Annotated in this window: 9 protein-coding genes; all 9 read left to right on the forward strand. The window is 46.3% G+C overall.

Annotated features, from left to right (window positions below):
* The first annotated feature begins 362 nt into the window (after nucleotides 1-362).
* The 9 genes from FOI68_RS22470 to FOI68_RS22510 all read left to right on the forward strand — a co-directional run bounded on the left by FOI68_RS22470 (nucleotide 363) and on the right by FOI68_RS22510 (nucleotide 8,179).
* Nucleotides 363-1,133, forward strand: coding sequence for an enoyl-CoA hydratase/isomerase family protein (locus tag FOI68_RS22470; protein ID WP_143864393.1), 771 nt, complete (start codon nucleotides 363-365; stop codon nucleotides 1,131-1,133).
* 170 nt (nucleotides 1,134-1,303) lie between these two features.
* Entirely contained in the window at nucleotides 1,304-1,765 is a 462-nt protein-coding gene (locus FOI68_RS22475) for a GNAT family N-acetyltransferase (RefSeq protein ID WP_143864394.1), read from the forward strand.
* 34 nt (nucleotides 1,766-1,799) lie between these two features.
* A complete protein-coding gene (locus tag FOI68_RS22480; RefSeq protein ID WP_143864395.1) occupies nucleotides 1,800-1,994 on the forward strand; it encodes a hypothetical protein in 195 nt (64 codons plus the stop codon).
* A gap of 118 nt (nucleotides 1,995-2,112) precedes the next feature.
* Nucleotides 2,113-3,123, forward strand: a complete 1,011-nt coding sequence (locus FOI68_RS22485) for a LacI family DNA-binding transcriptional regulator (protein ID WP_044897960.1) — start codon at nucleotides 2,113-2,115, stop codon at nucleotides 3,121-3,123.
* Nucleotides 3,124-3,489: 366 nt separating this feature from the next.
* Nucleotides 3,490-4,329 (forward strand): beta-keto acid cleavage family enzyme, encoded by an 840-nt coding sequence (locus FOI68_RS22490; RefSeq protein WP_035298967.1) that lies wholly within the window; start codon nucleotides 3,490-3,492, stop codon nucleotides 4,327-4,329.
* A gap of 119 nt (nucleotides 4,330-4,448) precedes the next feature.
* The gene (locus FOI68_RS22495; RefSeq protein ID WP_044897962.1) at nucleotides 4,449-5,471 is read left to right on the forward strand and encodes a ketopantoate reductase family protein; all 1,023 of its coding nucleotides are present in this window, start codon (nucleotides 4,449-4,451) and stop codon (nucleotides 5,469-5,471) included.
* A gap of 63 nt (nucleotides 5,472-5,534) precedes the next feature.
* Nucleotides 5,535-6,857: a gluconate:H+ symporter gene (locus FOI68_RS22500; protein WP_143864396.1), complete on the forward strand. Its 1,323-nt coding sequence runs from the start codon at nucleotides 5,535-5,537 to the stop codon at nucleotides 6,855-6,857.
* A 69-nt stretch (nucleotides 6,858-6,926) separates the two neighbouring features.
* Nucleotides 6,927-7,652: a 3-oxoacyl-ACP reductase FabG gene (gene fabG, locus FOI68_RS22505; RefSeq protein ID WP_143864397.1), complete on the forward strand. Its 726-nt coding sequence runs from the start codon at nucleotides 6,927-6,929 to the stop codon at nucleotides 7,650-7,652.
* Between the two features lie 176 nt (nucleotides 7,653-7,828).
* Nucleotides 7,829-8,179 carry a hypothetical protein gene (locus tag FOI68_RS22510; RefSeq protein WP_143864398.1) on the forward strand — a complete coding sequence of 117 codons (351 nt, stop codon included), beginning with the start codon at nucleotides 7,829-7,831 and terminating at the stop codon, nucleotides 8,177-8,179.
* Nucleotides 8,180-8,282: the final 103 nt, after the last annotated feature.

Raw genomic sequence — 8,282 nt, forward strand, 5'->3', positions numbered from 1 at the left:
GGGCCAAATTCTGTTGCAACTGTCCGTTCAGTTTCCGGAGCGAGTTCAACCATATCTCCGCTGAGCCTAACGGCTATTGGAGTTTACACAAAATCATTGACAGACCCCCAACGGAGCCCTAGCGGAGGACGAAATCACCGTCGTTTCCTTTTTCAAGATCCGTCTGACCGCACCGATCCCGCCAGGGAAGATCATCACCTTACGGCTGGAGGCGCGGCGCTTTTCCCCCTAGGTCGGCGTCTTCCGTGGACATTGCAGTATGAACGCAAGACCGTCGCCCACGCCAGCCTGACCATCGCCAAGGCCAAGCTGGACAAATACGTAGATGTCCCCTGGTAGGGGACGCCGGGAGGTACATCCTTATGAGCAATGTTCTCTATGAAAAAAGCGATGGCGTGGCCTATATCACCCTCAACCGCCCCGAGGTGATGAATGCCATTGACGAGGCTACCAACGTAGAACTGGCGGAAGTGTGGCGGGATTTCGCCGCCGACGATGCCGTGGATGTGGCCATTCTCACCGGCAGTGGGCGGGCTTTTTGCGCCGGCGCCGATCTGAAGACCTTTATCCCCAAGTGGGAGGGGGCCAACATGCTGGATATCCGCAAGAATATCCCCCATGGCCTCGGCGGTGGGCTGACTCGTGGGCAGCACCGTATCTACAAGCCCATCATTGCTGCGATCAACGGCTATGCCGTCGGCGCTGGCCTGGAAATCGCCCTGGCCTGTGATATCCGCATCGCTTCCGAAAAGGCCAAATTCGGTGTCTTCGAGGTGCGCTATGGCCTGCACCAAGGCGATGGCGGCCTGGTCCGCCTGGTGGCAGTGGCCGGGGTCGGCGTGGCCCTTGATCTCACCCTGACAGGGAGGGAGGTCTCGGCCCAGGAGGCGCTCGCGCTAAGACTGGTCACCCGCGTCGTGCCGCCGGAAGAACTGATGCAGACCGCCGAGGAGACGGCGCACATGATACGGCGCAACAGCCGCAATGCCGTTCGTTCCGCCAAGGAGACCATCCTTGAACTGATCGGACGCCCATTGGACGACGCACTGAGGCTGGAGACGCTATACGGCTATTCGAGTCTAGGGGACTTTACCGATGCCCGTGCAAGGCTCGCCCAGTTTGGAAAGAAATAGGCCCTGTACCAGCGAAATGGAATGATGCCATCCACGCAGTAAAGCTACACCTGGGTGCGTGATGAGATTCAGACTTACGATACTATTTTTAAAGTTATAAATGGACGAAACGGTTTCTTAACAACCATCATATAACCCTGAATGAAAGGATAGAAAGAGAAGATATCGAGATGATTCAAACAGAGAGACTGAACATTTATCCGCTTTCTGATAAAGAAATGCGTGACGTGATTCATAACGAATCAAACGAAGCGCTGAAAGCCGCTTATTCAGAAATGCTTGACGGTTGCCTAAAGAATCCGGAGCAACGTATTTGGCATGCGCTGTGGGTGTTGCAGCTAAACGATGGAAGCGGAAAAATTGTTGGCAGTTTGTCGTTCAAAGGACTGAACGACAATGGAATGGTTGAAATAGGCTACGGAATAAATCCGGAATACGAAGGAAAAGGTTTGATGACGGAAGCAGTATCCGCAGCAGTTCGCTGGGCATCGAAACAGCCAGGAGTGTTATCGATCGAAGCAGAAACAGAGCCGGATCATATTGCTTCCCAAAGAGTTCTTGAAAAAGCGGGGTTTATTCCGAGTGGAGTAATTGGAACTGAGGGGCCAAGGTACATCTGGAAAAACGGATAACGGCAATCCGTGACGTCCGCTGGGAGGCGCGGATTTGGAGCGGATATTGCAAAGCCGTTTTGAAAGAGCGAAAGCCGAGCGAAATCCAGGGATGCTTCCTGATTTCCTCGGCTCTTTTTTCGTCTTTCAGCGCGTCCGCGCCAAACAATGCATGATTTCCGAGCATCACATGCGGCGAACCGCCCATCCCGCTGTAAATGACCGCACCGGTCTTCATAACAGGGGGTGATGGCACCAATGCTTCCGTTTGATTACATGTACTGTATTTTTTAAACCGTAATAAAATTGCAATTGTTCTACATTTATTATACATTAAAAGTATCGAAACGTTTTCGTGGAGGGTTCACATGGCTACGATGAAGGACATTTCCAAGAGAGCGAAAGTGTCACTTTCGACCGTTTCGGCCGTCATTAATCAATCCGCATATGTGAGTCCGGAACTGACGAAAAGAGTGATGCAGGCGATTGAGGAACTGAATTATCGGCCAAATGCAGTAGCACGGAGCCTGAAAAAGAAGTCCACGAATACCATTGGCTTCATTGTGACAGATATTTTAAATCCCTTTTACCCGCCGATGATTAAAGGCATTGAAGATGTGGCATTTGACAATAACATCAATGTAATTTTATGTAATATCTCAAATGATCGAAATCGCATTCAGGCATATTTAGAGCTCATGGTCGAAAAACAGGTCGATGGCATTCTTCTGGCGAATATTGCTACAGCGAAGGATTTAAACGAAATTGAAAAAACAGGGTTAAAATATGTGTTAATCAATCGAAAACCACCCGGGTATGATAAAAATTTTGTTGGAATCAACAATCCGCTCAGTTCTGAATTAGCCGTAAATCACCTGGTTTCTCTAGGGTACAAACGAATTGCGTATTTTGGCGGCAATTTGGAAATCAACACGGCACGGGAAAGAAAAGCTGGATTTATCGCATGTATGGCTCAACACGGATTAGAGGTAGACCCCATGCTTGTGTTTGACGGGGAATACTCTATGGAATCGGGATACCGGAATGTAAAAAAGATGCTCGAACAGGTGAAAGAATTGCCCGAGGCGATCTGTGCTGTGAGCGATATTGTCGCGTTCGGGGTGATCAAGGGGCTAAGAGAAGCGGGAATTCGCGTACCCGAGGATATTGCTGTTATCGGAAATGATAACAGCTCCTTTTCGGAAAATTTCCTGGTTCCCCTATCCAGTGTCGATCACTCCACGTATGAGATGGGGAAATTATCGATGGAATTGCTGCTGCAGATGATACAGGAAAAGAAACAGATGGTGGCGCGGCAAATTATTCTCACGCCATCCTTGGTAATCCGTGAAAGCTGCGGTGCACAAAAAAGAAAATGAAGCTGATATCTGTATTTATGAAAAACCAGTTTCCTTTCTTATGAAAGTGAAAATGGTTTTTTCTTGTGGCTGTAGTGAAGCAGGTAAGTTGGGAATTATAAAAATTTTCGGCAAAAACAATTGATTCTATACATTGCGCTCATTATAATAAAAATACCGAATAGCGAAACGTTTCGACAGAAGAGCAGTGGTTGTGTGTCGATGCAGGTTGTGAGAGAGCGGTAATATCCTTAATTCCGCTTTGTTCACAAACATGTGAGCTTAAATCTACAGGGATTTCACGTCTTTTTTTACGTTTTCTATCGAAACGTTTCGATAAGTCTTTTACGATCAAGCTTTCAATAGACGATACGAGGAGGAATTGCGATGGAAAAATTGATTATCACTGTTGCCCCCACGGGATCACAGACGACTCGTGAGCATACTCCCTATCTGCCGCTTACTCCAAAGGAAATTGCAGATTCTGTTTATGAGGCTTGGCAAGCGGGTGCATCGATCGCACATATTCATGTGAAAGATGAAAACGGTAACAATACCTTGGATTTGGATACGTACAGGGAAGTCGTGACTCGCATTCAGGACAAATGCGATATCATTATCAACTTAACGACGGCTGGCGGTTTGTTTATGAACGACGAAGACAGACTGAAGGTTTGTGAATTGGAACCGGAGATGGCGACCTTTGATGCTGGTACCATGAATTTTGGATCGCATGTCTTCCATAACTCTCCGCAGTTTCTGGAGCGATTGGCGTTAAAAATGAAAGAACATCAGATAAAGCCGGAAATTGAAATATTCGAAGTCGGAATGCTTGAGAATACGATGAGAATGGCTGAAAAAGGTCTGATTGATTTGCCCGCTCATTTTCAATTTGTCCTTGGCATACAGGGAGGAATGCGGGCTACCCCTAGAAATCTTCTGTTTTTGGTTGAAAGCCTTCCCCCCGGTTCAACATGGTCAGCGATCGGCGCAAGTAAAGATCAATTGACGATCAATACCATGAGCATTCTATTGGGGGGGCATGTCCGCGTGGGCATGGAGGACAGTGTTTATTTTCGAAAAGGGGAATTAGCAAAGACGAATGCGCAATTTGTGGAAAGAATCGTCCATTTATCAAACATGCTGGGGAGAGACGTTGCAACGCCCAATGAAGCGAGAGAGATTTTGGGTTTGAAGAAATCCAAAGGTGCAACAAAACATCCATAAGCAGCGGAACATGTATTGAGAACGATCCTTACACGAAAAAATGTAAGCGATTTCACATCGGACCAGATTTCACATCAGACCAATCAAGAGAATCGGCGAGTGAACGAGGAGGAAAACAGATGAGAATGGCAATTATGGGTGCGGGTTCGTTGGGTACGATCATCGGAGGGCTTATTACGAAAGGGGGGCAAGAGATTGAGTTAATCGATATTAACAAGGAGCATGTGGACGCACTCAACAATTCAGGGGCAAAAATTACGGGCTTTTTGGACCTTTGTGTACCCGTAAAGGCGATTGTGCCCAGCGAAATGACAGGTACGTACGATTTGGTTTTTCTGTTGACCAAACAGGTTTATAACAAAACGACGCTGGAACAATTACTCCCCCATCTGTCTGAGGACAGCATCGTGTGTACGCTGCAAAATGGTGTGCCTGAGGATTATGTCTCGTCCGTGATCGGACGCGAAAGAACCATCGGAGGCGTGGTCGGTTTCGGGGCTACATGGTTGGGACCAGGGATTTCAGAACTGGCAACGGAAGTACATACGATGCAAAACTATGCGTTTGACATTGGAGAACTGGACGGATCGATAACGCCTCGCATCCAGGAAGTAAAGAAAGTGCTGGATCTCGTTGGACATTGTCATATTTCTTCAAACATTCAGGGAATCAAGTGGGCAAAACTCTTGATGAATGCCACATTTAGCGGAATGTCGGCGGCATTAGGTTGCCGTTTCGGTGACATCTTGAGGAATGAGGCAGCCATGTTTCATTTGGCCCATATTGCCGATGAAACGATCAAGGTGGCACATGCGCACGGAATCCGCTTGGAGCCGATGCAGGGAAAAGACATGGAATTTCTTGAACTCCAGGGTCACGATGACGTACCTAATAAAATGAGCTTTTACCAAGAAGTATGGGGACCGCACAGCAATACAAAAGCCAGCATGCTGCAAGATTTAGAGAAAAAGAGACCGACAGAAATTGATTATATCAACGGCTTCGTTAGCAAAAAAGGAAGGGAGGCAGGGCTGCAAACGCCGTACAACGATTTGGTCGTTCATTTGGTGAAAGAAGCGGAGAAGAAGGGCAGACCTCCGAAATTCGAAGACAATATTGTCTATTTTGGTTCGAGTTTATAGGAACGCGGGAAAAGCCCCCGTTGAAATCACAGAATCCTCCAAAATGGAAGGGAGTGTATATGTATGCCGCTTATCGCATTATTTTTAGGGATCGTCCTATTGTTTCTGCTCGTCATTGTATGTAAGTTTAATGCGTTTTTATCGCTCATGTTATCCGCAATCTTCGTCGGACTTTTCCTGGGAATGGAGCCGTTAGCGATCGTGAAATCCATTGAATCGGGACTTGGAGGTACGCTAGGGCATCTGGCGATTATTATTGGATTAGGAGCGATTTTTGGAAAAATCATCTCGGAAGGTGGCGGAGCGAACCGAATTGCTTCAACTTTAATTGATATTTTCGGTGAAAAAAGAGTGGATTGGGCGATTTGTATCGCATCATTTGTATTAGGGGTTATCTTATTTTATGAAGTAAGTTATATTTTGCTTATTCCCATCGTGTATACAATAGCCAATGAAGCGAAAGTAAAATTGATGAAAGTGGGAATGCCCTTTCTGGCTGCAATCTCCATTACCCATGTCTTCTTACCGCCACATCCAGGACCAACCGCAATTTCAGCTGCGTTAGGGGCGAATTTGGGTGTTGTGTTGGGATATGGATTTTTGCTGGCCATTCCGGCTACAGTGATTTTTGGTCCGTTCATTACTAGGCTGTATCGGAATTGGGAGATCAGTATCCCCAATCATTTGGTTACGAAGAAAGAATTTAACATGGATGAGGTCCCATCCTTTGCAACGTCAGTATTTACAACGTTGTTACCTGTTATTTTGATATTGATCGGGGTCATTGCTGAGTTCTCATTTCCGAAAACGTCGATGATCAATCAAACATTAACCTTTATCGGGAATGCGGATATCGCACTGCTTGTTTCCCTTCTCGTCGCCGTTTACGTGTTTGGTCTGCGTAAAAAGAGAAAGACGATCGTTGAAATAATGAAAATTGCAGAAGGAGCACTGATCTCCATGGGAGGGATCATTTTCATCCTCGGTGGAGGCGGCGCATTCAAGCAAGTAATCCTTGACAGCGGCATGGCAAAATACATTGCCGATTTCACTAGCGGTTGGGATATCTCTCCCTTTATCTTGGCATGGTTGATTGCTCTGATCATTCGATTGGCTGTAGGTTCTGCCACCGTAACGGTGTTAACTACAGCGGGAATTATGCTGCCCATCGTCCAGGAAACTGGTGTGAGTCCTGAATTAATGGTACTTGCAATCGGAAGCGCTTCCATTGCCTGGGCTCCGCCGAGCGATGTCTCGTTCTGGATGACAAAGGAGTATTTTAATTTGACGATTGGTCAAACCATCAAATCTGTATGTTTCATGTATACCCTTGTAGCGATTTACGGCATACTTGGCGTATTGGCATTGGACATGTTGTTCGGATAATTTTGACAAATAGAGCTTGATTGCAACTCATTAAAGATGGATTCGAAAATGTGATGAGGAGTGTCGTGTATGAAACTTGCGGGGAAAGTTGTCATCATTACGGGAGGAGCAGGGGGAATAGGCAAAGAAGCGAGTGTATGTTTTGCAAACGAAGGGGCCCATGTTGTTGTCGTTGATTGCGATCCGCAGCAGGTGGAAAAAGTGGCAAACGAGGTGAATGGCCTTGGACTGGCCGTTGACGTATCCAGACGCGATCAAGTGGATTGGATGGTCAGTGAAGTAATCAACCGATATGGAAAAATTGATGTTTTGATCAATAATGCCGGAATCACCATGGACGCAACGCTTTTAAAGATGACGCAGGAACAGTGGGACCGCGTGATTTCCATTAACCAAACCGGTGTCTTTCATTGTACACAAGCGGTAGTACCTCATATGATCAGGGAAGGCGCTGGCAGAATCATTAATACAAGCAGCATTGTGGGGAGAATGGGGAATTTCGGTCAAACGAATTATGCCGCATCGAAAGCGGCGGTGATTGCCATGACACAAACGTGGGCAAAAGAGCTTGGCAGGAAGGGAATTCTTGTGAACGCTGTGGCTCCCGGCTTTATCATGACCCCTATGACAGAGAAAATGCCGGAAACTGTACTTCAAGGCATGAGGGAGAAAATAGCTCTCCAACGACTTGGAAAACCAAGAGATGTTGCGAATGTGTATTTATTCCTGGCAAGCGATGATTCTAGCTATATCAATGGCGCTGTAATTCCTGTCGATGGTGGCCTTTCGATTTAAATGAAAATCTATGGGAGGATTGAACTTTGCGTGGGGCGAAGCTCAATCCTTTTCGTGTTACGTTGGAACCAATTTATTGCAAATGGAGCGCGAGATGTGTAACAGCAGAGCCTGAATGATAAATCGACACTCCAACTGCTGAGTATAAATAAGGAAAAATTCTGGGAGGGGGCCGTTTGGTAAAAAAAGTTTTTACGTACACCAGTATTATATTGATGTGTTTGTTGATGGGATGGGGGTGTTCATCTGAAAGCGATGATCCTGATAATGCGCCAGGTACCATAAATGTGTCCGAGGACAGAGCCATAGAAATTGCGAAACAAGTTTATCAGTTAGATATCGTTACTACTGCAGAAATAAGAGCCCTCAACAGGCAAGAATGGGAAAAAACACCGAAAGAAGCAAAAGGATATACTCCAGTATATCACATTATTAGTGGAAAAAAGGGTAGTACCAATGTAACTGTATATGTCTCTACTTATGATGAAAACCATCGCTTTGTGATACTTGAGGAAGAAGTAAAGTAAGCCGCTTCCAGAATAAAGGTTGTTGATGTCACCGCCGGGATATAATTGACCCAGGTTCGCCGGAAAGAAAATGACCCACCCTTAGCGAATATATCCCCTTCGT

Source organism: Brevibacillus sp. LEMMJ03, from assembly GCF_007197875.1.
Lineage (GTDB): Bacteria > Bacillota > Bacilli > Brevibacillales > Brevibacillaceae > Brevibacillus > Brevibacillus thermoruber.